Origin of the sequence: Citrobacter sp. (assembly GCF_050252275.1) — a bacterium.
Classification (GTDB): Bacteria; Pseudomonadota; Gammaproteobacteria; order Enterobacterales; family Enterobacteriaceae; genus Citrobacter_A; species Citrobacter_A amalonaticus.
In genome coordinates this window covers 12,027-35,642 of sequence record NZ_JBFWLF010000008.1, presented here as the reverse complement: position 1 = coordinate 35,642, position 23,616 = coordinate 12,027, and the positions used below count along the sequence as shown (strand labels likewise).

The 23,616-nt window shown below is 53.6% G+C and carries 23 protein-coding genes; 15 read left to right on the top strand and 8 right to left on the bottom strand.

Annotated elements, in window-relative coordinates:
* Window positions 1–967 (top strand): RHS repeat-associated core domain-containing protein (locus AB7E14_RS01570; protein WP_428169295.1); only part of this gene is annotated, 967 nt, incomplete at its 5' end.
* Between the two features lie 404 nt (window positions 968–1,371).
* A complete protein-coding gene (locus AB7E14_RS01565; protein WP_316962439.1) occupies window positions 1,372–1,683 on the top strand; it encodes a hypothetical protein in 312 nt (103 codons plus the stop codon).
* A gap of 116 nt (window positions 1,684–1,799) precedes the next feature.
* Here AB7E14_RS01565 and adeD read toward each other — a convergent pair whose 3' ends face one another.
* Window positions 1,800–3,566, bottom strand: coding sequence for an adenine deaminase (gene adeD / locus AB7E14_RS01560; RefSeq protein WP_058587358.1), 1,767 nt, complete (start codon window positions 3,564–3,566; stop codon window positions 1,800–1,802).
* Window positions 3,567–3,741: 175 nt separating this feature from the next.
* Here adeD and AB7E14_RS01555 point away from each other — a divergent pair, with 175 nt between their 5' ends.
* The 3 genes from AB7E14_RS01555 (at window position 3,742) to nepI (ending at window position 6,923) form a co-directional block, all read left to right on the top strand.
* Entirely contained in the window at window positions 3,742–5,076 is a 1,335-nt protein-coding gene (locus tag AB7E14_RS01555) for an NCS2 family permease (RefSeq protein WP_044328002.1), read from the top strand.
* A 52-nt stretch (window positions 5,077–5,128) separates the two neighbouring features.
* Window positions 5,129–5,581 carry a DUF1198 domain-containing protein gene (locus tag AB7E14_RS01550; RefSeq protein ID WP_316962438.1) on the top strand — a complete coding sequence of 151 codons (453 nt, stop codon included), beginning with the start codon at window positions 5,129–5,131 and terminating at the stop codon, window positions 5,579–5,581.
* A 148-nt stretch (window positions 5,582–5,729) separates the two neighbouring features.
* Window positions 5,730–6,923: a purine ribonucleoside efflux pump NepI gene (gene nepI / locus AB7E14_RS01545; RefSeq protein ID WP_046401701.1), complete on the top strand. Its 1,194-nt coding sequence runs from the start codon at window positions 5,730–5,732 to the stop codon at window positions 6,921–6,923.
* 111 nt (window positions 6,924–7,034) lie between these two features.
* On the opposite strand, the gene AB7E14_RS01540 is transcribed toward nepI, so the two are convergent.
* The 5 genes from AB7E14_RS01540 to AB7E14_RS01520 form a co-directional block, all read right to left on the bottom strand.
* Window positions 7,035–8,414 carry a carbohydrate porin gene (locus AB7E14_RS01540; RefSeq protein ID WP_042998694.1) on the bottom strand — a complete coding sequence of 460 codons (1,380 nt, stop codon included), beginning with the start codon at window positions 8,412–8,414 and terminating at the stop codon, window positions 7,035–7,037.
* 202 nt (window positions 8,415–8,616) lie between these two features.
* Window positions 8,617–8,919: a PTS lactose/cellobiose transporter subunit IIA gene (locus tag AB7E14_RS01535; RefSeq protein WP_008786514.1), complete on the bottom strand. Its 303-nt coding sequence runs from the start codon at window positions 8,917–8,919 to the stop codon at window positions 8,617–8,619.
* Between the two features lie 12 nt (window positions 8,920–8,931).
* Window positions 8,932–10,314 (bottom strand): glycoside hydrolase family 1 protein, encoded by a 1,383-nt coding sequence (locus AB7E14_RS01530; protein ID WP_316962435.1) that lies wholly within the window; start codon window positions 10,312–10,314, stop codon window positions 8,932–8,934.
* Between the two features lie 20 nt (window positions 10,315–10,334).
* Window positions 10,335–11,666 (bottom strand): PTS sugar transporter subunit IIC, encoded by a 1,332-nt coding sequence (locus AB7E14_RS01525; RefSeq protein ID WP_042998692.1) that lies wholly within the window; start codon window positions 11,664–11,666, stop codon window positions 10,335–10,337.
* A gap of 12 nt (window positions 11,667–11,678) precedes the next feature.
* Complete coding sequence (locus tag AB7E14_RS01520; RefSeq protein WP_042323435.1) at window positions 11,679–11,993, bottom strand: PTS sugar transporter subunit IIB; 315 nt, start codon at window positions 11,991–11,993, stop codon at window positions 11,679–11,681.
* A gap of 292 nt (window positions 11,994–12,285) precedes the next feature.
* On the opposite strand from AB7E14_RS01520, the gene AB7E14_RS01515 reads away from it, so the two are divergent.
* Window positions 12,286–13,242 (top strand): LacI family DNA-binding transcriptional regulator, encoded by a 957-nt coding sequence (locus AB7E14_RS01515; protein WP_042998691.1) that lies wholly within the window; start codon window positions 12,286–12,288, stop codon window positions 13,240–13,242.
* A gap of 33 nt (window positions 13,243–13,275) precedes the next feature.
* Here AB7E14_RS01515 and AB7E14_RS01510 read toward each other — a convergent pair whose 3' ends face one another.
* The gene (locus AB7E14_RS01510) at window positions 13,276–13,569 is read right to left on the bottom strand and encodes a YicS family protein (RefSeq protein ID WP_058587360.1); all 294 of its coding nucleotides are present in this window, start codon (window positions 13,567–13,569) and stop codon (window positions 13,276–13,278) included.
* Window positions 13,570–13,698: 129 nt separating this feature from the next.
* On the opposite strand from AB7E14_RS01510, the gene AB7E14_RS01505 reads away from it, so the two are divergent.
* The 9 genes from AB7E14_RS01505 (at window position 13,699) to nlpA (ending at window position 22,521) form a co-directional block, all read left to right on the top strand.
* On the top strand, window positions 13,699–14,115 hold the full coding sequence (locus AB7E14_RS01505) for a GNAT family N-acetyltransferase (protein ID WP_044254537.1): 417 nt from the start codon (window positions 13,699–13,701) through the stop codon (window positions 14,113–14,115).
* Between the two features lie 103 nt (window positions 14,116–14,218).
* Window positions 14,219–17,017 carry a transcriptional regulator DagR gene (dagR, locus tag AB7E14_RS01500; protein ID WP_044263596.1) on the top strand — a complete coding sequence of 933 codons (2,799 nt, stop codon included), beginning with the start codon at window positions 14,219–14,221 and terminating at the stop codon, window positions 17,015–17,017.
* A 120-nt stretch (window positions 17,018–17,137) separates the two neighbouring features.
* On the top strand, window positions 17,138–17,563 hold the full coding sequence (locus tag AB7E14_RS01495) for a PTS sugar transporter subunit IIA (protein ID WP_044263595.1): 426 nt from the start codon (window positions 17,138–17,140) through the stop codon (window positions 17,561–17,563).
* An 11-nt stretch (window positions 17,564–17,574) separates the two neighbouring features.
* Window positions 17,575–18,060 (top strand): PTS system mannose/fructose/N-acetylgalactosamine-transporter subunit IIB, encoded by a 486-nt coding sequence (locus AB7E14_RS01490; RefSeq protein WP_316962433.1) that lies wholly within the window; start codon window positions 17,575–17,577, stop codon window positions 18,058–18,060.
* Between the two features lie 23 nt (window positions 18,061–18,083).
* The gene (locus AB7E14_RS01485) at window positions 18,084–18,833 is read left to right on the top strand and encodes a PTS mannose/fructose/sorbose/N-acetylgalactosamine transporter subunit IIC (RefSeq protein ID WP_042323417.1); all 750 of its coding nucleotides are present in this window, start codon (window positions 18,084–18,086) and stop codon (window positions 18,831–18,833) included.
* Entirely contained in the window at window positions 18,830–19,690 is an 861-nt protein-coding gene (locus tag AB7E14_RS01480) for a PTS system mannose/fructose/sorbose family transporter subunit IID (protein ID WP_161215577.1), read from the top strand. The genes AB7E14_RS01485 and AB7E14_RS01480 overlap by 4 nt, the downstream gene beginning before the upstream one ends.
* A gap of 3 nt (window positions 19,691–19,693) precedes the next feature.
* Window positions 19,694–20,803, top strand: a complete 1,110-nt coding sequence (gene dgaE / locus AB7E14_RS01475) for a D-glucosaminate-6-phosphate ammonia lyase (RefSeq protein ID WP_044263591.1) — start codon at window positions 19,694–19,696, stop codon at window positions 20,801–20,803.
* Window positions 20,790–21,533 carry a 2-dehydro-3-deoxy-phosphogluconate aldolase gene (dagF, locus tag AB7E14_RS01470; RefSeq protein ID WP_316962432.1) on the top strand — a complete coding sequence of 248 codons (744 nt, stop codon included), beginning with the start codon at window positions 20,790–20,792 and terminating at the stop codon, window positions 21,531–21,533. The genes dgaE and dagF overlap by 14 nt, the downstream gene beginning before the upstream one ends.
* 169 nt (window positions 21,534–21,702) lie before the next feature.
* Window positions 21,703–22,521, top strand: coding sequence for a lipoprotein NlpA (gene nlpA, locus AB7E14_RS01465; RefSeq protein WP_044254530.1), 819 nt, complete (start codon window positions 21,703–21,705; stop codon window positions 22,519–22,521).
* 25 nt (window positions 22,522–22,546) lie between these two features.
* Here nlpA and AB7E14_RS01460 read toward each other — a convergent pair whose 3' ends face one another.
* Window positions 22,547–23,449 carry a carboxylate/amino acid/amine transporter gene (locus AB7E14_RS01460; RefSeq protein ID WP_044263588.1) on the bottom strand — a complete coding sequence of 301 codons (903 nt, stop codon included), beginning with the start codon at window positions 23,447–23,449 and terminating at the stop codon, window positions 22,547–22,549.
* Window positions 23,450–23,616: the final 167 nt, after the last annotated feature.

Sequence of the window (23,616 nt, the reverse complement as noted above, 5' to 3'; positions counted from 1 at the left end):
TGAAACGGCTACCGGAGAACTGACCAAAGCCATCCGCCGCACGCTGGCCGAGAAATTTCAGCAGGAAGCAAACGTGACCTTCCCGCCGGAACTGGTGGCGATGGTGGATAATCTGGAAGCGGAACTACGGCGCGGGGAACTCAGCGAAGCCAGCCGGACGTGGCTGGCACAGTGCGGCCTGACGCCGGAGCAGATACAAAACCAGATAGAGCCGGAATACACGCCGGAACGCAAAATCCACCTGTATCACTGCGACCACCGGGGCCTGCCGCTGGCGCTGATTGACATTAACGGGGCCATTGCGTGGCGCGCAGAAATTGATGAATGGGGGAATATGCTGCGGGAAGATAATCCGCATAACCTGGAGCAGCTTATTCGTCTGCCGGGGCAGCAGTATGACGAGGAGACAGGACTGTACTATAACCGGCACCGGTATTACGACCCTGCACAGGGAAGGTATATCACACAGGATCCGATTGGGTTGATGGGGGGATGGAGTTTATATCTTTATCCATTGAATCCTATTGAATATATAGATCCATTAGGATTAGATACATATATGTGCACCATACCACTACATACTCTTGGTGGGACTGGGACTCGTAGTGGCCCTGATATTTGGGGGAATCCATTCTACCATCAATATCTGTGTGTTGATAATGGTAAGGGAGGGTATACCTGCGGTGGGCAGGATAGAACGGGGGCTGCAGTCTTTCCTGGTAGTAAAGGTAAAGCAACTAATGACACATGGCCAACTGATGGCAATGGTGCTTGCAAAAAAGTAGATGATCGAGATTGTGTCAATGAGTGTGTTAAAAATCGAGTGGAAAATAAAAAGAGACCTTGGTATCAGATACCTTTTGGTATCGATTGCCAAGATTGGTCAGATGATGTACTTAATAGTTGTAAAGAGTCTTGTAGTCGTCCGTATAATTTGTCTATGGGGTGGTTTAATAAACTTGGGTGACTTAATGATATGTTTATTTTGAAATTTTTTTGGGTAAGCATCTCCTTTATTATTTTGATTTTTACTCTCTATTTCTATGATGGGACGAAGAATAGTGATATAGAGATTTTTCTTTCTTATCTATGTTTCTTTTAACGTTCCCATCAGGGCTTATAATATTGTCTTTTTTATCTGGCATTATTTACTTAATAGCGCTAATGTTTGATAGTAGGTTCGAAGGATTTGAGGTTAATCGTTTTTATTTAATTATAGAGTGGTTTATTTTCTTTTTTATTGGTTACATTCAATGGTTTTTCGTGACACCATTTTTTCATAGAAAAATCACAAAAAGATAATGGTAACAATCAATTAAGTATAGAAAAACCAGCGGGTTATCAAATGCAACGTCGAGTCAGGAAGCAAACGTGACCTTCCCGCCGGAACTGGTGGCGATGGTGGATAATCTGGAAGCGGAACTACGGCGCGGGGAACTCAGCGAAGCCAGCCGGACGTGGCTGGCACAGTGCGGCCTGACGCCGGAACAGATGAAAAATCAGCTGGAGCCGGAATACACGCCGGAACGCAAAATTTACCTGTACCACTGCGACCCACGGGGACTGCCGCTGCCGCTGGCTGACGTTAAAAGACGGGTTGCGTGGTGCGTAGAATCTGACTGCGGGAGAATAACCCGCAAAACAGGAACAGCTTATCCGTCTACCGGGGCAGCAGTGGGGTAACGAGACAGGATGTACGACACCCGACACGAGTATCATGAACCACAGCAGGCACGTATAAGCACTTGAGATTCAGTATTTAGTTCCCCTTTTATATTCTCTGGTTAGGCGACCCTTAATCAGTCAGCGATCTCATGGGAAGTGAAGGTAAACGTTTCACCGTCAAACAGCCCCTGGCTGGTGAGTTTTAGCGCGGGGATCACCGGCAGGGAGAGAAACGCCATCTGGATAAACGGCTCGTCGGGCAGAGAGCCACATTCGCGCCCTGCTGCTTTTAGCGCATCGATCTGCTCCGCCAGCGAATCGGCGGTGTCGGTGCTCATTAACCCGGCAATCGGCAGCGGCAAGTGGCATTGCACCTGGCCGTTACGAACGACGCAAAGCCCGCCGCCATCGTCAATCACCTGATTAACCGCCAGAGCCATCTCTTCAGCGCTGCGACCGATCACCACAATATTATGACTGTCATGGCTGACCGTGGCCGCCAGCGCGCCTTCACGCAGTCCGAATCCACCTAATAAGCTACAGGCCGGGGGCGACTGGCGACCGTAGCGTTCAAGCACGGCGATATAGCAAATATCATGACGATCGAAGCCCTCCGCGGTGCACACGCAGTCACTGGCACCTGTCACCAGTTCGTTAGGGATAACATCGATCACCCGATAGCGTTTGCCGGGGGTGAAATGCAGCGGGAAGTCATTGGCGCAAACGGGGTGGCGCGCAATGGTATTGCCATACGGTGGAACGGTTTGCGCCAGCCTTGCCGGTTCGTCGGCTTTCAGACGTTCAGTGTCAACGGGTTCTCCTTTGACAAACACCTGCTGTACCGTCACGTTGCGGGCATCGCTGAGCAGGACAATATCCGCCTGTTTGCCGGGGGCCAGCAAGCCAAGATGGCGCAGGCCAAAATGATGAGCGGCAGACCAACTGGCGACGCGATAAGCGACGTGTAGCGGGATGTTATGCTGTAAAATCAGCCGGCGAATCAGGGCGTCGATATGCCCTTCATGCGCAATTTCCCAGGGATTGCGATCGTCGGTACAGAGCAGGCACTGTGGGCTGTTAAAAGCGTTGATCAGCGGTGCCAGCGCGTCGAGGTTGCGGGCGGCGGAACCTTCGCGGATCATCAGCGTCATCCCGCGTTGCAACTTGCGACGCCCCTCCTCCAGCGTGTAGCTCTCGTGACAATTCTCGATCCCGGCGGCGATATAGGCGTTGAGCGCTTTACCGCTCAGTCCTGGGCAGTGGCCGTCCAGCGTCAGATGGCGAAAAGCGTCCATTTTGTCGAGCAGCGCATCTTGTCCGGCAATGACGCCTGGGTAATCCATCACTTCGGCCAGTCCGGCGACCAGCGGGTGATCGCGCCAGGCCAGCATCTGGTCGAGGGAGAAATGTGCGCCATTCACATCACATCCCTCCAGAGCGGGAACGCAGGAACTCACCTGCAGATACTGATTCTGCTTCGCCTGTTCGGCGCAGCGGATAAACCAGGAGAATCCTTTTTCGCCCATCACATTGACGATTTCATGAGGATCGCACACGACGGTGGTGAGCCCGCGCGGCAGCGTCGCGGTTTCAAAGGTCACTGGCGTCATCATGCTGGATTCAATGTGCAGGTGAGCGTCGATAAAGCCGGGTACCGCTGTTGCGCCGTGGGCGTCGATGCGCCGTAATGCCGGAGCGTCACGATACTCCGCCCCGATGCCCGCGATATGCCGCCCTTTGATCACAATAGGGCCGGTCATTTCTCCGCCATTGATAATATCGAGAAGAATGACATTATCAATAATATAATCAGCAACCGCTTCGCCGCGTGCAACGGCTAACAATTCTTGCTGTTCCTGACGGCTAATATAATGAAATTTATGACTTATGCTGTTATTCATATTTTTCTCATTTTGATTTTATCAATTTGATTATTATTTATCATTAAGAAATACCCGGTAATTATTTTAAGTTTATCGATTAAAGGGCATTTGCATTGTGATTACAATCACTGAATTAAAGACAGGAGATGTTTTAAATGAGGCCTGCTTATATCTTCATAAATGGATGAGAAAAATGAATAATGATATCAGTGATGACGTGCAGCATGATTCAAATCACCTTTCGCGATTATTTAAACTCCGCCAGCATGGCACCGACGTGCGGACCGAAACGATTGCCGGGATGACGACGTTTTTAACCATGGTGTACATTGTTTTTGTTAACCCGCAAATACTTGGGGCCGCGCAGATGGACCCCAAAGTGGTGTTTGTCACCACGTGTCTCATCGCCGGTATTGGCAGCATCGCGATGGGCCTCGTCGCTAACCTTCCCGTTGCATTAGCGCCGGCGATGGGATTGAACGCGTTTTTTGCCTTTGTGGTGGTGGGAGCAATGGGGGTAAGCTGGCAAACGGGAATGGGGGCTATCTTCTGGGGGGCGGTCGGACTATTTTTACTCACCCTTTTTCGCATCCGTTACTGGATGATTTCCAATATCCCGATTAATTTACGTATCGGCATCACCAGTGGTATTGGTTTATTTATTGCGTTGATGGGATTAAAAAATTCGGGCGTCATTATTGCAAATAAAGACACCCTGGTGACCATTGGTAACTTAAGCTCTCACAGCGTATTACTGGGGATTTTAGGTTTCTTTATTATTACCGTGCTGTCATCACGTCATTTTCATGCTGCGGTGTTGATCTCTATTGTCGTCACCTCCTGCTGTGGGTTATTTTTCGGTGATGTCCATTTTAGCGGCATTTATTCTGTGCCTCCCAGTATTAGCGGAGTGATGGGTGAGGTCGATTTAAGTGGTTCTTTATCGCTTAATCTGGCCGGGATTATCTTTTCGTTCATGCTCATCAATTTGTTTGATTCATCAGGAACATTAATTGGTGTGACGGATAAAGCCGGGTTAATCGGTAGCGACGGTAAGTTTCCTGGTATGAGGCGGGCACTGTATGTCGACAGTGTGAGCTCGGTTGCCGGGGCGTTTATCGGCACCTCGTCTGTGACAGCCTATATTGAGAGCACCTCGGGCGTGGCGGTTGGCGGGCGTACCGGCCTGACGGCGGTGGTGGTTGGTGTGCTCTTCCTGCTGGTGATGTTCTTTTCTCCGCTGGTGAGTATGGTTCCCGCGTATGCAACGGCAGGCGCGCTGATCTTTGTCGGTGTGCTGATGACCTCCAGCCTTTCCCGCGTTAACTGGGATGATTTAACCGAATCGGTTCCTGCGTTTATCACCACGGTGATGATGCCTTTTAGTTTTTCCATTACTGAGGGGATCGCGCTTGGCTTTATGTCGTACTGCATCATGAAAGTATTTACCGGACGCTGGCGGGAACTGAACCTGTGCGTCGTTGTGGTCGCGGTGCTTTTTGCGCTGAAAATCATTCTGGTGGATTAGTATTCACGGGCCGTTTCCAGATATCATGAGCGCTGATAAAGCAGGAGAACGCATGATCTGGATAATGCTGGCCACACTGGCGGTGGTGTTTGTTATCGGGTTTCGGATACTCACTTCCGGATCCCGGCGGGCGATTCGCCGCTTGAGCGAGCGCCTGAATATTGATGTGGTGGCGGTAGAATCGATGATCGATCAGATGGGAAAAGTGCAGGGTGAGGCATTTATGCAGTATCTCCATCGCCCCGACGAGTCACATCTGCAAAATGCCGCTCAGGTTTTGTTGATCTGGCAGAGCGTCATTGTGGACGGCAGCGAGCAGAACCTGTTGCAGTGGCATCGCCTGCTGCAAAAGGCCAGGCTGGCTGCGCCAGTCACCGATGCGCAGGTACGTCTGGCGCTCGGTTTCTTACGCGAGGTTGATCCGGATATGCAGGACATCAACGCCTTCCAGATGCGCTACAACGCCTTTTTTCAGCCTGAAGACGGCGTGCACTGGCTGCATTAAGAGCAATATGGATACGAATGTTGTTACGCAAGTGAAGCGTAAGGCAGGTGTAGCCATCGGACAAATAGTTGCCAAAACGTTAAATGCGTCACAATTAAAATGTTACACTGCGTGACTTTTCCACCAGAACACCACGCAGGTCGCATAAATGAGTGAATGTATCGAAGAGAAAACCCGCGCTGACGTTGTCGCCCGCCCGAACTGGTCGGCGGTATTTGCCGTGGCGTTCTGTGTCGCTTGCCTGATTACCGTCGAGTTTTTACCTGTTAGTCTGTTGACGCCAATGGCGAAGGACCTGGGGATTTCTGAAGGCGTTGCCGGACAGTCGGTGACTGTCACCGCGTTTGTCGCCATGTTTGCCAGCCTGTTTATCACGCAGATCATTCAGGCAACGGATCGTCGTTATGTGGTGATTCTGTTCTCCGTGTTACTGACCCTCTCCTGCCTGCTGGTCTCTTTTGCCAACTCCTTTGCGTTGTTGCTGGTGGGACGAGCCTGTCTGGGACTGGCGCTGGGTGGATTCTGGGCGATGTCGGCGTCGCTGACCATGCGCCTGGTTCCGCCGCGTACAGTGCCAAAAGCGCTGTCAGTGATTTTCGGCGCGGTTTCTATCGCGCTGGTGATTGCTGCGCCGTTGGGCAGTTTTTTAGGCGGCATTATTGGCTGGCGCCACGTCTTTAACGCCGCAGCGGTGATGGGCGTGCTGTGTATGGTCTGGGTGGTGAAATCACTGCCGTCGCTGCCCGGTGAGCCTTCTCATCAGAAGCAAAACATGTTCAGCTTGTTGAATCGTCCCGGTGTTGCGGCAGGGATGATCGCCATCTTTATGTCCTTTGCCGGCCAGTTTGCGTTCTTCACTTATATCCGCCCGGTGTATATGAATCTGGCGGGCTTTGATGTCGATGGCCTGACGCTGGTGCTGCTGAGCTTTGGCATCGCCAGTTTTGTTGGCACCTCGCTGTCGTCTGTGATTCTTAAACGCTCGGTCAAGCTGGCATTAGCCGGTGCGCCGCTGGTACTGGCGCTGAGTGCGTTGGTGCTTACGCTGTGGGGCAGCGACAAGATTGTGGCGGCGGGCATTGCGATTATCTGGGGACTGGCGTTTGCACTGGTGCCGGTGGGGTGGTCGACATGGATTACCCGATCGCTAGCCGATCAGGCAGAAAAGGCTGGATCCGTCCAGGTCGCCGTGATCCAGCTTGCCAATACCTGTGGGGCCGCGGTGGGAGGCTATGCACTCGATAACCTTGGCCTGCTGTCGCCCCTGATGCTTTCCGGCAGCCTGATGCTGCTGACGGCGCTTCTGGTGGCAGCGAAAGTTCGCATAAAGGGTATGCAATGATCTCACACTCTGTTTGTCGAATGGCGCTGCGCTTATCCGACCTACGGTACGGAGACCTGTAGGCCGGATAAGGCATTTATGCCACCATCCGGCATAACGCGATATGGCTCATCAGAACCACGCTTCCCACATCGCGCCGACGTTGAAATCGTCCAGCGTTTCGTCATCCGTGCCGTTCACGCGAGCGGTGCGGTCGTTATCCACTTTGCCGCCGGTGACGTAGAAGCGCAGCATCGGGCGGAACTCCGGCCCCATTGCAATCGACATGTTCTGCGACAGTGTCAGCTTCCAGCCTTTGTTATCGCCGCCGTTATCATAGTCGACACGCTGATAGCCCGCTTCCAGCCAGGTGGAGTGCACGTCGTTCCAGAAGTACATTGGACGCACAATAGCACCATAGTTCTTGCGATTTTCACTCTGATCGGCGCTGTTGTCGTAGTCATGGAATGCCAACAGGTATTCAACCTGTGCCTGTTGCGTGAATTTATGACTCCCTTCGAAGCTGGCGTAAATCGCCGTCAGATCGTCGGTTTTGTTGTAGACGCTGTTGTCGGAGTTATCAGAGTAACGGGCGATCACTTTGTTGACGCCGCTGTCATTGGTATGGCTCACCACAAACGCGCCCTGCCAGGCCTTCAGGCGATCGTCGCTATCGACCGCTTTCGAGTCAAAACCGTAGTTGGCGTAAATTTCCAGATCTAACGGACCGAGTTTCATGCCGTGGATTTTTGAGGTCACGGCGTAGTTGCCTTTGTCACCGGTGCCGGAACCGCCGGTACAGGTGATGCGTGACGGGTTGGCCTCATCTTCCATCACTTCCGGGCTGCACGATTCCACGGCGGCCACGGTCGCCACGTCAAACTGCACGCCGCCAATATCGAAGTTCTTCACCCCGGCGCCCTGGCCGTCGTGGTTCATCCAGAAGTAGTCGTTGATCCCTTGTTGCGGACGCTGGTGGAAGTCGCGCCCCGCCCAGATATAGGCGTTCGGGTTGGATTCCAGAACGTTGGTCACCCCTGCGTAGGCCTTTTTGAGGTTCACCTCGTCACCCCAGTGGTCGATCATCACGTTGATATCCCAGATCGCACCGTTGTCGCCTTTGAATGCTTTGGAAAGCTGGAATTCGCCGCCGTTGCCTTCGTTACCCAGACGACCAATGGCGGACGCGCCGTTATAGGAACCGTCCACGCCGACGTACTTCTGATCGCCGCTCTGGAAGTGCGCGCCGTAACGCGCATAGCCGCTGAATTTCACACCGAACGGGATGGCCATATCGGGTGACTGTGCGGCGCTTTGCGGCTCAACAATCACATCGGTTTTTTTCGCCACAGCAGCGTCCATTTTCGCCTGACGTTCCGCAAGGGCTTTGTCTACGGCTTTGGCGACAATGGCGTCGATTTGTTCCTGCGTAAATTCCTGTGCGAGTACAGAAATCGGGCAAAGCGCGGCCACGACCGCCATGGCTAATGGAAGTTTTTTTATCATGTTCATGGTTATCTCATTTACGTTTTATCCTTCAGTTTGCATTGAGCATTCTGAAGAGATGTGCGCATTAATTTATTTTAAGATAATAACCATCCCGCCTTGGTGTAATTCGCTATCACCAAAACAAGTTGATCTGTTATTTATAGGTGCGGGTACAGAATGCGTTTATTTAATCGTAGTGACGTCTCCGTTTATTATTTAATTTAAATTAACGTTGATAAAGATGAATAATTTCTTCTGACAGTTCGCGGGCTAGCAGCGATGTCATTAAATGATCCTGCGCATGCACCATAATTAACGTCATGGGTTGCCGGGCTTCCCCGGCATCCTGTTCGATCAATTTGGTTTGCATGTGGTGGGCCTGACGGGCGTAACCGTCCGCCTCCCGAAGCAGGCTTTTCGCCTCGTCAATGTTGCCTGCGCGCGCAGCGTGAAGCGCCTCAAAGCACAGACTGCGGGACTGTCCGGCATTGACGATAATTTCCATTACTGCTTCTTCTAATGCAATCATTGTAAATATCTCTTAATCGAATCCGTTATGTTCGGCGGTATTGGCGAACCACTCGCCGCTCTTTTTCACCGTACGTTTTTGCGTGTCTAAATCTAACTGGACAAAACCATAGCGGTTTTTATATCCGTTGAGCCATGACCAGTTATCAATAAAGGTCCACATATGGTAACCAAGGCACTGACAGCCTTCACTGATCCCTTTATGTAGCCATTTAAGATGTTCAGAGACAAATTCAATACGGTAACTGTCATTAATTTGCCCGTTCTGAATAAATCGCTGTTCGTTTTCTACACCCATTCCGTTTTCAGAAATAAAGCAGCGCGGGTTGCCGTAATTATCACGCAGATTGGTAATAATATCGTAAATACCCGGCTCATAAATTTCCCAGCCCCGGTACGGGTTCATTTTACGGCCTGGCATTTCATAATAATCAAACAACCACTCCGGCATAAATGGCGCATTCAGATTGATGGCGGTATCGCGGCATTTCACGCGGCGGGGCTGATAGTAATTAATGCCCAGCAGGTCGATTTTGCCATCGGCAATCAGCTGTGCGTCACCTGGTTGGCAGGCGGGCAGTTGATCGTACTCTTTCAGTAACGCCACCAGATCCGCCGGATATTCCCCTTTCAGCACCGGGTCGAGGAAGCTGCGGTTGAACAGCAGATCCGCATGGTGCGCGGCTTTCACATCCGCCGGATGCTGTGAGCGCGGATAAGAAGGCGTCAGGTTGAGCACGACACCGATTTCGCCGTCGTTGTTGCCCGCACGATAAGCGCGAACCGCCGTCGAGTGCGCCAGCACGGTGTGATACGCCACGGTGGCTGCGCGTCTGAAATCCACCACGTTGGGGTAATGGAAGTCATACAGATAGCCGCCTTCTACCGGCACAATCGGCTCGTTAAAGGTGAACCAGTGCTTAACGCGGTTGCCGAACAATTCGAAACACGTCTGCGCGTAGCGGCCAAAGGCTTCCACGACGTCACGGTTTTCCCAGCCGCCTTTCTCCTGCATCACCATCGGCATGTCGAAGTGAAACAGTGTGATAAACGGCGTGATGCCCTGTGCCAGCAGTTCGTCGATAACGTTGTTATAGAACGCCACCGCTTCTGGATTCATCTCGCCCGTGCCGTCTGGAATCAGGCGCGACCAGCTTAACGAGGTGCGGAAGCTGTTATGTTTCAACTGCTTCAGCAGCGCGATGTCCTGTTTCCAGTGCTGATAAAAGGTTGAGGTGTTCGCCGGGCCAACCCCCTGATGGAAACGACCTGGCTGGCGGTCGAACCACACATCCCATGTGGTCTGGCTTTTGCCGCCGTTCAGGCTATCCCCTTCGGTTTGCAGCGCTGAGCAGGCACTGCCCCACCAGAAGTTTTCAGGAAAACGGTATCTCATTGTTCTGACTCCTTGATTCATTATGAGTTGCTACGGGCAGCGTTCGCCACGGAGACGGCATCCTGGGCTTTTTGTTCTTCTGTCTTCAGCAGAGAACGTTCGTAAGCGCGCAGGAACGGGAGGTAAATCAACGCTGACATCACCATACAGATCAGACACATCACCACCGGACTAAAGGCCCAGTTTGCCGCCCAGGAGGCGCCAATCGGTGCGGGCGTGGTCCACGGCGTCAGTGACACCACCTGATCCAGCCAGCCCAGACGGGTTGCGGTGTAAGCCAGTACGGCGTTGATCATGGGCACGAAAACGAACGGGATAAACAGCATCGGGTTCATGATGATCGGCGCACCGAACAGAATAGGCTCATTAATGTTGAAGAAGCTAGGGACGATGCCCATTTTGCCGATCGTCCGCAGATGGGTAACGCGACTACGCAGCAGCAGGAAGGCCAGTGGTAAAGTCGAGCCCACGCCGCCGATCAGCAGGTAGTGATCCCAGAAACCTTGTAAATAGACGTGTGGCAATGCCGCGCCTGCTGCCAGCGCCGCCTGGTTCGCGGAAAGGTTGGCCATCCAGAATGGGTTCATAATGCCTGTGACGATCAGCGAACCGTGAATACCAGCAAACCAGAAAATCTGGCACATCAGGACCGAAAGCAGAATCGCCGGCAGGGAGTCAGACGCGGAAACCAACGGTGCCAGCAGGTGCATGATCGCCTGCGGAATGATCATGCCGGTCTGCGCTTCAATAAACAGGTTCAGCGGGTGTAACGTCGCAATGACCACCAGAACCGGAATGAGGATCTCAAACGAACGGGCGACGCCGGTCGGAACCTCTTTCGGCAGACGGATAGTGATGTTGTGCTGCTTCAGCCAGGCATAAACGCGCGTGGCATAGATGGCGGTGATCAGCGCGGTAAAGATCCCCTGACCGGAAAGGTACTGGGTGGAGATTTTCCCGTCGGCATACGGGGCGGCGACCAGTAAAAAGGCCATAAACGCCAGCAGGCCGGACATGATTGGATCGAGATTAAACTGACGGCCCAGACTGGCGCCAATGCCCACAGAGATGAAGAACGTCATAACGCCCATGCTGAGGTTAAACGGCAGCATCAACTGTTCACGATACGTGGCGGAGAAATCGAGCCAGCCACGGGCAAAGCTGTTGGTTGTTTCGGCAGAGAACGGCGGAAAAATAAACACCAGCATGAACGAGCCGATGATCATAAACGGCAGCGCCGCGGTAAAACCATCACGAATCGCAATCACATACTTTTGCTGGCCCAGTTTACCGGCAAGAGGGGTGATGGATTGTTCTATGACAGCAACCATTGACTGATATAACGAACTCATAATGACACCTTTCTAATGTGCCGCTTCAATCAGCGACAGAGCAAAATCCAGCACCTTGTCACCGCGTTGCATTCCGTAATCCTGCATATCAATGGCTTTTACGGGGATGTTTTGGGTGGCAGCCTTCTCTGAGAGCGTGTTAAGCATGTATTTTACCTGGGGGCCAAGCAGCACCACCTGGTAATTTGGAAACTGAATGTCAAATTCGGAAACGCCATATGCATCAATTTGGACTGGCAGCTTCCGCTCTTCTGCGGCTTCGACCATTTTACGAACCAGCAGACTGGTGGACATCCCTGCAGAGCAACACAACATAATCCTGAACATTATTAACCATCCTCAAAATGTAAAAACTTATTGCGAGTCTGATTTGATATCATACGGAAACCGGTTTCCATATGAAGCAAACGGAACTGTGACAACCGTCAAGATCTTATTCTTATAAGGCTAATTATTTGGATTTGGCTCACGGTTTTGGTGCTATTTCATACTTTTTGAGTGGAAACGGAAAATCGGTTTCCATGAAAAACGGAAACAGCTATACTGCGTGTGGTGATTATTTGAGCCAATGTTAAATTCAGGATTGAAGGAGCCAGGCAGGCTCTGTCAGGGGAGAATGATGTCTACTATCAACGATGTATCGCGTTTGGCTGGCGTGTCTAAAGCCACGGTGTCGCGCGTGTTGAGCGGATCGCGTGGTGTGAAGGAAGCCAGTCGTCTTGCCGTGTTAAAGGCGGTGGATGAACTGAACTATCGTCCGAATGTGATTGCCCAGTCATTACTCAGCCAGAGCACCGGTTGCATTGGCGTGATTTGCGCGCAGGACAACATTAACCAGACGACGGGCTACCTTTACGCACTGGAAAAACATCTGAGCCAGCACCAAAAGCATTTGTTGCTCCGCTTTGCCAACACCAAAGCAGAAGTAATGAGCGCCCTTGATGAATTAAGTTGTGGCCTGTGTGACGATGTGCTGATTATTGGGGCGCGTTTCCCGCTGAATATCAGCCAGGAAAACGTCATTCTGGTGGATTGCCTGGAAGCGGGCGACGATGTGACCAGTATTCAGTTTGACCACAGCTTTGCCACCGAAACGGCCTGTAACTATCTGATTAGCCAGAATCGTCGGCAGATTGCCCTCATTCATCCTGAAGGGATGGGGTTCTCCGAACAGGTGCTGCTCGGCTACAAACACGCGCTGGAGAAGAATTTCCTGCCCTTTAACCGTAACCTGGTGTTTATGGAAGCCACCTCTTCCTCGGTCGCGCTACAGGAATTGTTGAATAACGCCTCCACGCTCAACTTTAACGCCCTGCTGGTGGCGGATGAGCAGCAGGCTCAGCGGGTGATCCCACAATTGCAGGCGTTTAATAAGTCGGTTCCGGAAGATATTATGATCTTCAGCCTCGCCGGTTCGCTGCATCTGCCGGGGATCCCGACCATCCCGGCAATCGAATACTCCATGGATGCGATGGCGGCGCGGATTGTCAGCTGGCTGAATGAAAAAACGCAGAGCATGTTGGGATCGTATGTGCTGCGCGGCGACCTCATCATTCCGGATGTTCGCCAGCGGTAAGCTAATTAACGGGCGTGAGGCGCAGGCTTCACGCTACATATCCGGGCATTCCACCTTACCGAGCGCTTCCCAGTAGTTGCTCTGATTGTTCCTTTCCATCGCCAGCGCCGCCTCGCGGATGTGCTGCTGATTGCCTTCATTCGCCATGATCGTTTTTTCCCACGCCTCGTCTGAAGGCGAACCTTGCGGCGTACAAATTTTGCGTAAATCGTTGAGTATCGTATTTTTTTCGTGCACGGATTGCAGTGCGCCGTAAGGCGAGTCGGCCTGCGCCAGCGTTGGCATCAAGAAAAGGGCGGCAATGATCGGTAAAACGGCTCGTTTCATGGTAATAATCCTTGTAGTCGATGCGCATCATTTCAAGAGTAAGTGTAGATGGTGTACGACTCTCTCAGCAGCCCGTGCGAAAGTCGGAAAAGGCTTCAGCCAAAAGTTGTATTTTTTCAGGAGGATAGAATGCAGATACAAATTACCGATACCGTTACCGAAGACGATCAAAATGCACTGCTCACCGGATTGCGCGCTTACAATTTTCAGTTTCTGCAAACGAGAAATTTTGGCGATCTGGCGGTTTACTGGCGTGACGAGCAGCAGAAAATCCGGGGGGGATTGATTGGCAAAATCAAAGGGGAATGGTTGAGCATTGATTTTTTATGGATGCATGAATCCCTGCGTAAAGGCGGTTACGGTAGCCAGCTAATCCAGGCCGCAGAGCACGCCGCTCGCGAAAGAGGTTGTCTCCATGCGCTGGTCGATACCTTGAGTTTTCAGGCGCTGCCGTTCTACCAGAAGAACGGTTATCAACTGCAACTGACCCTTGAGGACTTCCCGGAAAAAGGGGCTGCCCGGCATTATTTATCGAAAACATTTTGATGACCGGAGGCATTCACCGTGACGTCTGGACGCCGATTCACTTTCTTGCATAGCAGAATAGTGTATGTTCTGAACAATCATTTAATTCTTAAGCGGTAAAGAGATGAGACGGATCGAGATCGTACTGGGAGAGCTTGAAAGGCTGACGCGTGGGCTGGATCGTGCCGATTTGGCGCAGGAGACGGCATTCACCGCGGAGGCGATTGGCTTCAACCTGGGGCTGGCGCGCAACTCGGTCAGTAAAGATCTCAACCAACTGTGGAATGACGGTCTGGCGATTAAAAGCCGGGGGCGTCCGGTGTTCTTCCTGCACCGCCAGACGCTGGAGACATTGCTGGGGCGCAAACTGGAGAGTAGCGAGCGCGAGGTGCGCTCGGTGGCTGACCTGCTTCCGCAAGCGGAAAATACGGGCGACGACGATCCTTTCACCGGCCTGATTGGCTATGACCGCAGCCTGCGCGATGCGGTTGAAAAAGGCCGCGCCGCGGTGCTCTATCCGCAGGGTTTGCACGTGCTGCTGACCGGCCCATCTGGCGTGGGGAAAACCTTTTTTGCCGAACTGATGCACCGCTTCGCCTGCGAAAAGTCCGCCGGTTCCCCGCCGCCGCTGGTCTACTTTAACTGCGCCGAGTACGCCCATAACCCGGAACTGCTCTCTTCCCACCTGTTTGGCCATCGTCAGGGGGCATTTACCGGCGCGAACGAGAATAAACCCGGTCTGGTTGAGCAGGCAGACGGCGGCTATTTGCTGCTCGATGAAGTGCACCGTCTGCCTTACGAAGGTCAGGAAAAACTGTTCTCTATTCTTGATAAGGGTGAGTACCGTCCGCTGGGGGACAGCAGTAAGGCGCGTTCGATCTCGGTACGGCTGATTTGCGCCACCACGGAACCGGCGAATTCGTCGCTGTTGCGTACCTTCCAGCGACGCATTCAGGTAAGCATCGATTTGCCGGGGATTCGTCAGCGATCGATTGAAGAACAAGTGGAGCTGATTGTCGGTTTCCTGCAGCGTGAAAGTCGCAAAATCGAGCGCACGGTGAGCATCGACAAAACGCTACTGCTCTGGCTGTTGAACAAACCGCTGGAGGGCAACATTGGTCAGTTGAAGAGTGATATCCAGTTCCTGTGCGCCCAGGCGTGGGCGTCAGGAATGACGGAACATAATGACACACTACAACTGGATAAACGGCTGGCGGAGATACCGTTTCACGCCACGCCGGAACAGCGCCTGTTGGTCGATGCCTTGTTTGAAGGGAAAGAGCGGCTGAACATTGATGCGCGCACGTTACCGGCGCTGAAAACGTCGCTGGCGACCGGGGCGGAAATCGAAGAGAGCGATCTGTTTTACAGCTTCCTGACCCGTGAATATGTCAATCTGCGCAACAGTAATGTCCCGCCGGCGGAAACGCTGGCTATCCTGAAAAACAAGCTCAGCTCGATTTTCGAATATGGCCTCTACAGTCGCGATAGCGTGGCGCATCCACCGCGTTATGGCGATCAAATCGAAGAACGCGTGACGCTGTTGATCGGCTGCGTGGAACAGGTGCTTACGTTTACGCTGCCGGAAAACCTGGTGAATCCGCTGCGCAAGCACTTCCTGGCGCTGATTGGCTACGTCCAGCGCGGGTTGATTCCCCAGCTCTACTCTTCCAGTCTGATCCTCGATCGCTGCAAAGATGAATACGATAACGCCACGCTGCTGTGCCGCAAAATTAATGAACTGCTGCATATTCAGTGCCCGGCGACGGAAGTGGTCTGGCTGTGCCTGTTCCTGAAAGAGTGTCGTCATTACCGCCAGCGCATTGATGCCAGTCCGGATTGCGGGGTGATTCTGGTCGCTCACGGCGCGACCACCGCGACCAGCATGGCGCAGTATGTTAACCGTGTACTGGAACGCGACCTGTTCAGCGCAGTCGACATGCCGTTTGAGCAGTCGGTACATGACACGCTGGAAACGCTGACCCAGATTATTCAGACCCAACGCTATCAGCGGCTGATCCTGATGGTCGACATCGGTTCACTGGTACATTTCGGCAGTACGATCAGCAAGTTATTTCAGATAGACGTACTGCTGATGCCCAACATCACGCTGACCAGTCTGCTGGAGATTGGGCTGGATTTAAGCTACGAAACCAGCGATTTACCCCAATTGGCGGCGCTGATGCAGAGCAAAAATATCCCCTGCCAGCTGTGTACGCCGCAGCAGGAAAACGGCGGCAAAGTGCTGGTCGTCTCCTGCATTACCGGCATGGGAACGGCGGAAAAAATTAAAAAAGTGCTCGAGGAGAGCTTCGGCGAACTGATGTCGCAGGACACGCGAATGGTGATCCTCGATTACAACGACGTGCGCAGTCTCGAACGTGTCCAGCAGGCGCTGAATGCCAATGAGCGACTGGCAGGGATTGTCGGGACTTTCCAGCCCGGACTGCCGGATATTCCGTTTATCTCGCTGGAAGAACTGTTCTCTGAGCAGGGGCCGGAGCTGGTGTTAAGCCTGCTGACGCCGGATCTCTCCAGCGCCGAGCGCCGTCTGGAGATGGAGCGCAGCGCGATGCGCTTTATCAGCGCGCTGACCATGGAGAGCATCATCAATCATATTTCAGTGCTCAACCCGCAGCGCATTCTGAAAGAGATGGAGGGCGTGCTTAACCATCTGACGACTGCGCTTTCCCTCAAACCCAGTCGCCAGGTGACACTACGCTTCCTGATCCACTGCTGTTGCATGGTTGAGCGTATCGTGATCAACCGTAAACCGTTACAGATGGCGCTGGAAAACAAACCGAATCTGGATCCCCGCGCGTTTAGTGTCATTAAATCTGCGTTTCTGCCGATCGAAGAGGCCTATGCCATCCGGTTATCGGATGCGGAATATTTTTATATCTACGAACTGCTTTATAGCTGATCCCTTAATGGGCGAGGCGTTGCGCCTTGCCCGCTCTCCTTTCCCCCTCGTGTGACACAAATACTGGCACAGCCTTTGCTCTTTCCTTGCGTGTAAATGTAATCGCGCCAGGAGGCCATTTTGACTACCACTCAACCGTTGCCCGACATTCTGCTGCTGACCCATGGCGGCTGGGGACAACAGCTTTGTAACAGCCTGCGCATGGTGATGGGCGAAATTAAAGGCGTGACAGAAATCGCGCTGATGCCCGTCGATACGCTGGGTGAGTTTTATCAACGTGTCGAAGACGTGGTGAAAACCATGCCGGAAGGCTCACTGATTCTGACCGATTTTGTGGGCGGCACGACATCCAACGTGGCGGCGCGGCTGAGTGCGGATTATCCGGTGGCGGTCATTTCCGGACTCAACGCATCACTGCTGCTGGAAGCGCTGGACAGACGTGAACACGGTTCACTGACTACCTGCGTCAGCGAACTGGTGGACGCCGGACGCAGCAGTTGCCTGGACGTTGTCGCTCACGTCCGTCAATTACAACAATCACAATAAGGAAAATCATCATGGCAAACATCGTGTTATGTCGTATCGATAGCCGACTGATCCACGGACAGGTGGTGACGAAGTGGGTCGGGCAGTCCCAGGCCAAACGCATCGCGGTGGTCAGCGACGAACTGGACGCCGATCCGTTTATGAAAAACATCTACCTGATGGCCGCGCCGCCGAACATCAAAGTGGACTGCTACAGCAACCTGAGCTTTGCCGCCTCATGGCAAGAGAACCAACTGGGCGACGGCAATGTGCTGGTGCTGTTCCCTTCTCTGGCGGCGATTCAGCAGGCCGTACAACAGGGGTTTGATGTCTCCACGATTCAGGTGGGGGGGCTGGGCGGTGGACCGAACCGCAAAGCGGTATTCCAGAACATTACGCTCGATGAAAAAGACGTTGGCATTCTGAACGACCTGAAAAGTCGTGGGATTCAGGTGTTCTTCCAGACTATCCCGGAAGATAAACCGCAGTCGCTGGACGATATCCTGAAAAAATTCTAATTCTCTGATAATGGGATAACACTATGGATACCTTAGTTTTTGCAAGCCTCATGGGGTTGTATTACTGGTTTGCCCGCTTACGCCTTGGCTACACCTTCTCTGCCATGCTGCTTCAGCCGGTGGTGGTGGCTGTGTTCGTCGGGCTGCTGCTGGGCAACATGCAGACCGCGATGATTATCGGTGCCGGGATGCAGCTCGTTTATCTCGGCGTGACCTCCACGCCTGGCGGTAACGTGCCGTCAGATCCGGCGCTGGCGGCCTGTATCTCGATTCCCATCGCGGTGAAAGCTGGGATGGATCCGAACCTGGCCATTGCGCTGGCGATCCCCTTCGGCGTGATCGGCGTCTTCCTTGACCAGTTGCGTCGTACCCTGAACGCCGCATGGGTGCATATGGCTGATAAGCACGCGGAAACGGCGAACATGTCGGGCATTATGCGCTGTGCGTTCCTCTACCCGGCGTTACTCGGACTGGCGCTGCGTTTCCCGGTGGTGTTCGCCGCGAACTACTTCGGTCAGGACGTGGTGGAAAGTTTCCTCAAACTGATGCCGCACTGGCTGACCCACTCCTTTGAAATCATGGGCGGGATCCTGCCAGCGCTGGGCTTCGCGATCACCATTATGGTGATCGGTAAAAAGAGCCTGCTGCCGTGGTTTATCGGCGGATTCTTCGCGGTGCTGTACCTCAAGGTGGACATCATGGCGATGGCGATCTTCGGTACCTGTGTGGCCTTCCTGATTAAAGGTCTGGCGAAAAATGAAGGAGCAGCATGATGAGCAGCGACGTAATGCAGCATGAACTGGTTGAGCGCGCACGGACGACCGGGGCGTTGACCAAAGCGGATATCACTAAAGCATGGTTTATCTACTGGCTGGGCGCGGAAGTCTCCAACTCTTATGAACGTCTGCAGAGCCTGATTTTCTGCGCCTCGATGACACCGATCATCAAAAAGCTCTACCCGCAAAAAGAGGAACAGGTGGAGGCGCTGAAACGGCACCTGAACTTCTTCAACTCTGAGCAAACATTTGGCGCGGTGATCCAGGGGATTTCCATCGCCATGGAAGAGCAAAAAACGCGCGGCGAGCCGATCAGCGATGCCTCAATTACCGGGATTAAAACCGGGCTGATGGGGCCGCTGGCCGGGATGGGCGACTCCATTGTCTGGGCCGCCGTCATGCCGCTGCTGATTGCGATTTTCATCCCTTTCGCCGCCAATGGCAGCGCGTTTGGCGGTATTGCACCGCTGATCCTCTATCCGGCGATTACCCTGGCGATCAGCTACGGTCTGATCCACAAAGGCTACACCCTGGGACGTGATTCTATCGTCGGGTTATTGCAGGGGGGGCGAATCAAAGAACTGATCTACGGAGCGAACGTGCTGGGGTTGATCATGATGGGCGCGCTGTCGGCAAGCTACGTCAAGATCACCACACCGTTGAAAATCAGCGCCCTGAAGGGTTCTGAAGTGGTCGTGCAGCAGATCCTTGACTCTATCGCGCCAGGCCTGCTGCCGCTGGCGGCGGTGTTTGCCATCTATATCTTCCTGGTGAAAAAGGGTCCGCGTTACACCACCATTCTGCTGTCGATTGTGGCGCTGAGCGTGGTGTGTTCGCTGCTGGGAGTGTTGTAAGCCATGACAGAGAATATTTATCAACAGCTGGGGCTAAAACAGGTGATTAACGCCTGCGGCAAGATGACGATTCTTGGCGTCTCCAGCGTCGCGCCGGAGGTGATGCAGGCCACGGCGCGCGCGGCCTCGGCCTTTGTTGAGATCGACAAGCTGGTGGACCGAACCGGTGAACTGGTTTCCCGCTTTACCGGCGCGCAGGACAGCTACGTGACCTCCTGCGCCTCGGCAGGGATTGCCATTGCCGTTGCCGCCGCCATTACTCGTGGCGACCCGCTTCGCGTGTCGCTGATGCCGGACAGTAGCGGAATGGCCAATGAGGTAGTGATGCTGCGCGGTCATAACGTGGATTACGGCGCGCCGATTACCAGCGCCATTCGTCTGGGCGGTGGGCGCGTTGTGGAAGTCGGTTCGAGTAACCTGGCCGCACGCTGGCAACTGGAGAGCGCCATTACTGACGAGACCGCCGCACTGCTGTATGTGAAATCGCACCACTGCGTGCAAAAAGGCATGCTCAGCATTGACGACTTTGTACAAGTGGCGCAGATCCACAACCTGCCGCTGATTGTCGATGCCGCCGCCGAGGAGGATTTACACGCCTGGGTGGCGAGCGGGGCGGACATGGTTATCTACAGCGGGGCGAAAGCCTTCAATGCACCGACCTCCGGGTTTATCACCGGCAATAAAACGTGGATCGCCGCCTGTAAAGCGCAACATCACGGGATTGCCAGAGCGATGAAAATCGGCAAGGAGAACATGGTCGGGCTGGTGTATGCGCTGGAAAATTATCACCAGGGGCAGACCGTGGTGACCGCCGAGCAGTTGCAACCGACGGTGGAGGCGATTTCGGCCATTCGCGGGCTGACCGCCGATATCGAGCAGGACGAAGCCGGGCGTGCCATCTGGCGCATTCGCGTTCGGGTTGATGCGCAGGTGTTTGGTCTGGACGCGCGCGACGTCGAAGCCCAACTGCGAAGTGGCGATATCGCCATTTACGCACGGCGCTATAACCTCCATCAGGGCGTTTTTAGCCTCGACCCACGTACGGTCGCTGAGGGGGAAATGGCGTTGATTGTGGCGCGACTTAAGGAGATTGCAGAACATGCAGCAGATTAATTTTCATCGTCAGCGTGTGGCGATTAACGTGCTGGCGAAAGATATCGCTAACGCCAGGGAAATCTATGATGCCGCCGAGGGACACGCGGTGATTGGCATCCTGTCTGCGCAATTTTCGTCGGTCGACGAAGGTGTTCAGGAGGTGAAGCGCTGGATGGCGGACGTGCCGTCGATTTCGGTCGGGCTGGGGGCGGGCGATCCGGCGCAGTATTACAAGGCGGCGATGATTGCCGCAAAGGTTCATCCGGCGCACGTCAACCAGACCTTTACCGGCAGCGGTTTTGCCGCAGGCGCGCTGGCGGCGACGGGGGGAGAACAGACCCATATCAATGCGCTGGTCAGCCCGACGGGAACGCCTGGTGACGTGTTGATTTCCACCGGCGTCAGCAGCAGCAAGGGGACGCCAGCGCGCGTCTCCTGCGATACCGCCGTGCGGATGATGCAGGATATGGGGGCGCACGCGGCCAAATTCTTTCCGATGGGCGGGGAGAAGTCGCTGCCGGAGCTGTACGTACTGGCGAGCAGCGCGGCGCGTAACGGCATGACGCTGATTGAACCGACCGGCGGTATCGATCTGGATAATTTCGGCGTCATATTGCAGACCTGCCTGGAGGCGGGAGTGCCACGCGTGATGCCGCATGTGTACAGTTCGATTATCGATCCGCAAACCGGGAATACGCGTCCTGAAGATATCGTCAGGTTGATGGACATCATCAAAGCGCTGGTCTGAGCCGAATGGCGCTGCGTGTGGTCAGCGCAGCGCCATCAGGATTTTCGCATATTCTCCCTTTATGCCTTTTTCTTCTTATTGATACCTTTTCGGTTTTTAAACCGCCGTGCCCTTCCCGCTATAGTCATTTCATTACTCATCAGGCGGTTATTTCAAAAAGGATAAAAACGTGAAATTGACGATACCTCATTTACGGACAGGGGCGGCGGTACTGCTGGCGGGATTGTTGCTGGTCGGGTGCGATCAGCAGAGCAGCGATGCAAAGCACATTAAAGTGGGTGTGATTAACGGCGCCGAGCAGGATGTCGCGGAAGTCGCCAAAAAAGTGGCGAAAGAGAAGTACGGCCTCGACGTTGAGCTGGTCGGTTTCAGCGGCTCGCTGTTGCCGAATGACGCCACCAACCACGGCGAACTGGATGCCAACGTTTTCCAGCATCGTCCGTTCCTTGAGCAGGATAACCAGGCGCACAACTATAAGCTGGTGGCGGTAGGGAATACTTTTGTCTTCCCGATGGCAGGCTATTCGAAAAAAATTAAAACGGTGGATCAACTGAAAGAGGGCGCGACGGTGGCGATCCCAAACGATCCGACTAATCTGGGACGCGCGCTTCTGCTGCTGCAAAAAGAGAAGCTGATTACCCTGAAAGAAGGGAAAGGTCTGCTGCCGACGGCGCTGGATATCACCGATAATCCGCGTCACTTGCAGATTATGGAACTGGAAGGCGCGCAGTTACCGCGTGTACTTGACGACCCGAAAGTCGATGTAGCGATCATCAGCACGACCTACATTCAGCAAACCGGGCTTTCTCCGGTTCATGACAGCGTGTTTATCGAAGATAAAAATTCGCCGTACGTGAACATTCTGGTGGCGCGGGAAGACAACAAAGACGCGCAAAACGTGAAGGAGTTTTTGCAGTCCTATCAGTCGCCGGAAGTCGCCAAAGCGGCGGAGAAAATCTTTAACGGCGGCGCGGTGCCGGGTTGGTAAGATGAGCGTTGCCGCGCCAGTGATGTCAAACGGTTCTGGCGCGGCGGCGAGAATCCATCGAGATCAACACCACGGACGACAGAATCAGCAGTGTGCCCAGCCAGTCCGGTAGCGTGAAGGTAATGCCCAACAAGAGCAATGACAGCAACGCGCTGCTCAGCGGTTCGGCACAGCTTAAAATGCTCGCTTTCGGCCCGCCAATCATCTGCGCCCCCTTCAGATACAGGCTGAACGTCAGTGACGTGCCGATCACCACCAGGTAGAAAAACGCCAGAATCAGGCTGCCATTCACCACGAAATCCGTGCCCTCTCCAGCGTAAAACGGCAGCAGGATCATCCCGCCGATTAACATACTCCAGCCGACAATCGGTAAGGTGCCGTAACGTGCAATCAGCGTTGACGGGTAGGTGGTATAAAACGCGGCGGCAAATGCGGAGGCGATCCCCCAGAACAGCGCGGCGGGTGAAATTGACAGCGAAGTAGGGTTGCCGTGCGTTACCAGTAAAAAGGTGCCGATCAGGGAGGTGAGGATTGCCGTTAGCACCAATACGCCGGGACGGGCCTTACGTACCAGCGCGAACCACGCCACGATAATCGTCGGAGACAGAAATTGCAGCACCGTGGCGGTCGCGGCGTTGGATTTTTCGATGGTCAGCAGGAAGGTGAGTTGCACCGTCAGCGCCCCAACGACAGAAAAAATCAACAGGCTCAGGGCATCTTTGCGGTCTTTGAAAAGGGAAAAAATTTTGTCACCGTGGACAAAGGAGAGCATCAGCAGAATGAGTCCTGCGAAGATCAGACGCGTCATGGTCAGAAATGGCGACGACATCTGGCTTTGCTCCATGATGTACTGCGCGCAAACGCCGGAACTTCCCCATAATACGGCAGCAATCAGAACGTTCAGCATCCCTCTTCTGGTGGACCCCATGTTTTCCTCGGCTGTGTTTTTTCGACGCTATTTGCAGGCATGATAGCAGATAAGGCACAGCCGTTACCCTCCACACAACAGGTTGTTTATTAATGGCCTGCGAGCCAATGCAAAACCAGGAATATTTGACATTGCGTACTTGATGGCGGCGCACTATTGTCAAAGTG

Excerpts from the sequence above, each read along its gene's own strand:
- AB7E14_RS01550 (WP_316962438.1), top strand. The coding sequence starts at position 5,129 with ATGATCTGGATAATGCTGGCCACACTGGCGGTGGTGTTTGTTATCGGG.
- AB7E14_RS01515 (WP_042998691.1), top strand. The coding sequence starts at position 12,286 with ATGTCTACTATCAACGATGTATCGCGTTTGGCTGGCGTGTCTAAAGCC.
- adeD (WP_058587358.1), bottom strand. The coding sequence starts at position 3,566 with ATGAATAACAGCATAAGTCATAAATTTCATTATATTAGCCGTCAGGAA.
- nepI (WP_046401701.1), top strand. The coding sequence starts at position 5,730 with ATGAGTGAATGTATCGAAGAGAAAACCCGCGCTGACGTTGTCGCCCGC.
- AB7E14_RS01535 (WP_008786514.1), bottom strand. The coding sequence starts at position 8,919 with ATGATTGCATTAGAAGAAGCAGTAATGGAAATTATCGTCAATGCCGGA.
- AB7E14_RS01480 (WP_161215577.1), top strand. The coding sequence starts at position 18,830 with ATGATGAGCAGCGACGTAATGCAGCATGAACTGGTTGAGCGCGCACGG.
- AB7E14_RS01525 (WP_042998692.1), bottom strand. The coding sequence starts at position 11,666 with ATGAGTTCGTTATATCAGTCAATGGTTGCTGTCATAGAACAATCCATC.
- AB7E14_RS01490 (WP_316962433.1), top strand. The coding sequence starts at position 17,575 with ATGGCAAACATCGTGTTATGTCGTATCGATAGCCGACTGATCCACGGA.
- dgaE (WP_044263591.1), top strand. The coding sequence starts at position 19,694 with ATGACAGAGAATATTTATCAACAGCTGGGGCTAAAACAGGTGATTAAC.
- AB7E14_RS01505 (WP_044254537.1), top strand. The coding sequence starts at position 13,699 with ATGCAGATACAAATTACCGATACCGTTACCGAAGACGATCAAAATGCA.
- AB7E14_RS01460 (WP_044263588.1), bottom strand. The coding sequence starts at position 23,449 with ATGGGGTCCACCAGAAGAGGGATGCTGAACGTTCTGATTGCTGCCGTA.
- AB7E14_RS01510 (WP_058587360.1), bottom strand. The coding sequence starts at position 13,569 with ATGAAACGAGCCGTTTTACCGATCATTGCCGCCCTTTTCTTGATGCCA.
- AB7E14_RS01520 (WP_042323435.1), bottom strand. The coding sequence starts at position 11,993 with ATGTTCAGGATTATGTTGTGTTGCTCTGCAGGGATGTCCACCAGTCTG.
- dagR (WP_044263596.1), top strand. The coding sequence starts at position 14,219 with ATGAGACGGATCGAGATCGTACTGGGAGAGCTTGAAAGGCTGACGCGT.
- AB7E14_RS01485 (WP_042323417.1), top strand. The coding sequence starts at position 18,084 with ATGGATACCTTAGTTTTTGCAAGCCTCATGGGGTTGTATTACTGGTTT.
- AB7E14_RS01540 (WP_042998694.1), bottom strand. The coding sequence starts at position 8,414 with ATGAACATGATAAAAAAACTTCCATTAGCCATGGCGGTCGTGGCCGCG.
- AB7E14_RS01555 (WP_044328002.1), top strand. The coding sequence starts at position 3,742 with ATGAATAATGATATCAGTGATGACGTGCAGCATGATTCAAATCACCTT.
- AB7E14_RS01530 (WP_316962435.1), bottom strand. The coding sequence starts at position 10,314 with ATGAGATACCGTTTTCCTGAAAACTTCTGGTGGGGCAGTGCCTGCTCA.
- dagF (WP_316962432.1), top strand. The coding sequence starts at position 20,790 with ATGCAGCAGATTAATTTTCATCGTCAGCGTGTGGCGATTAACGTGCTG.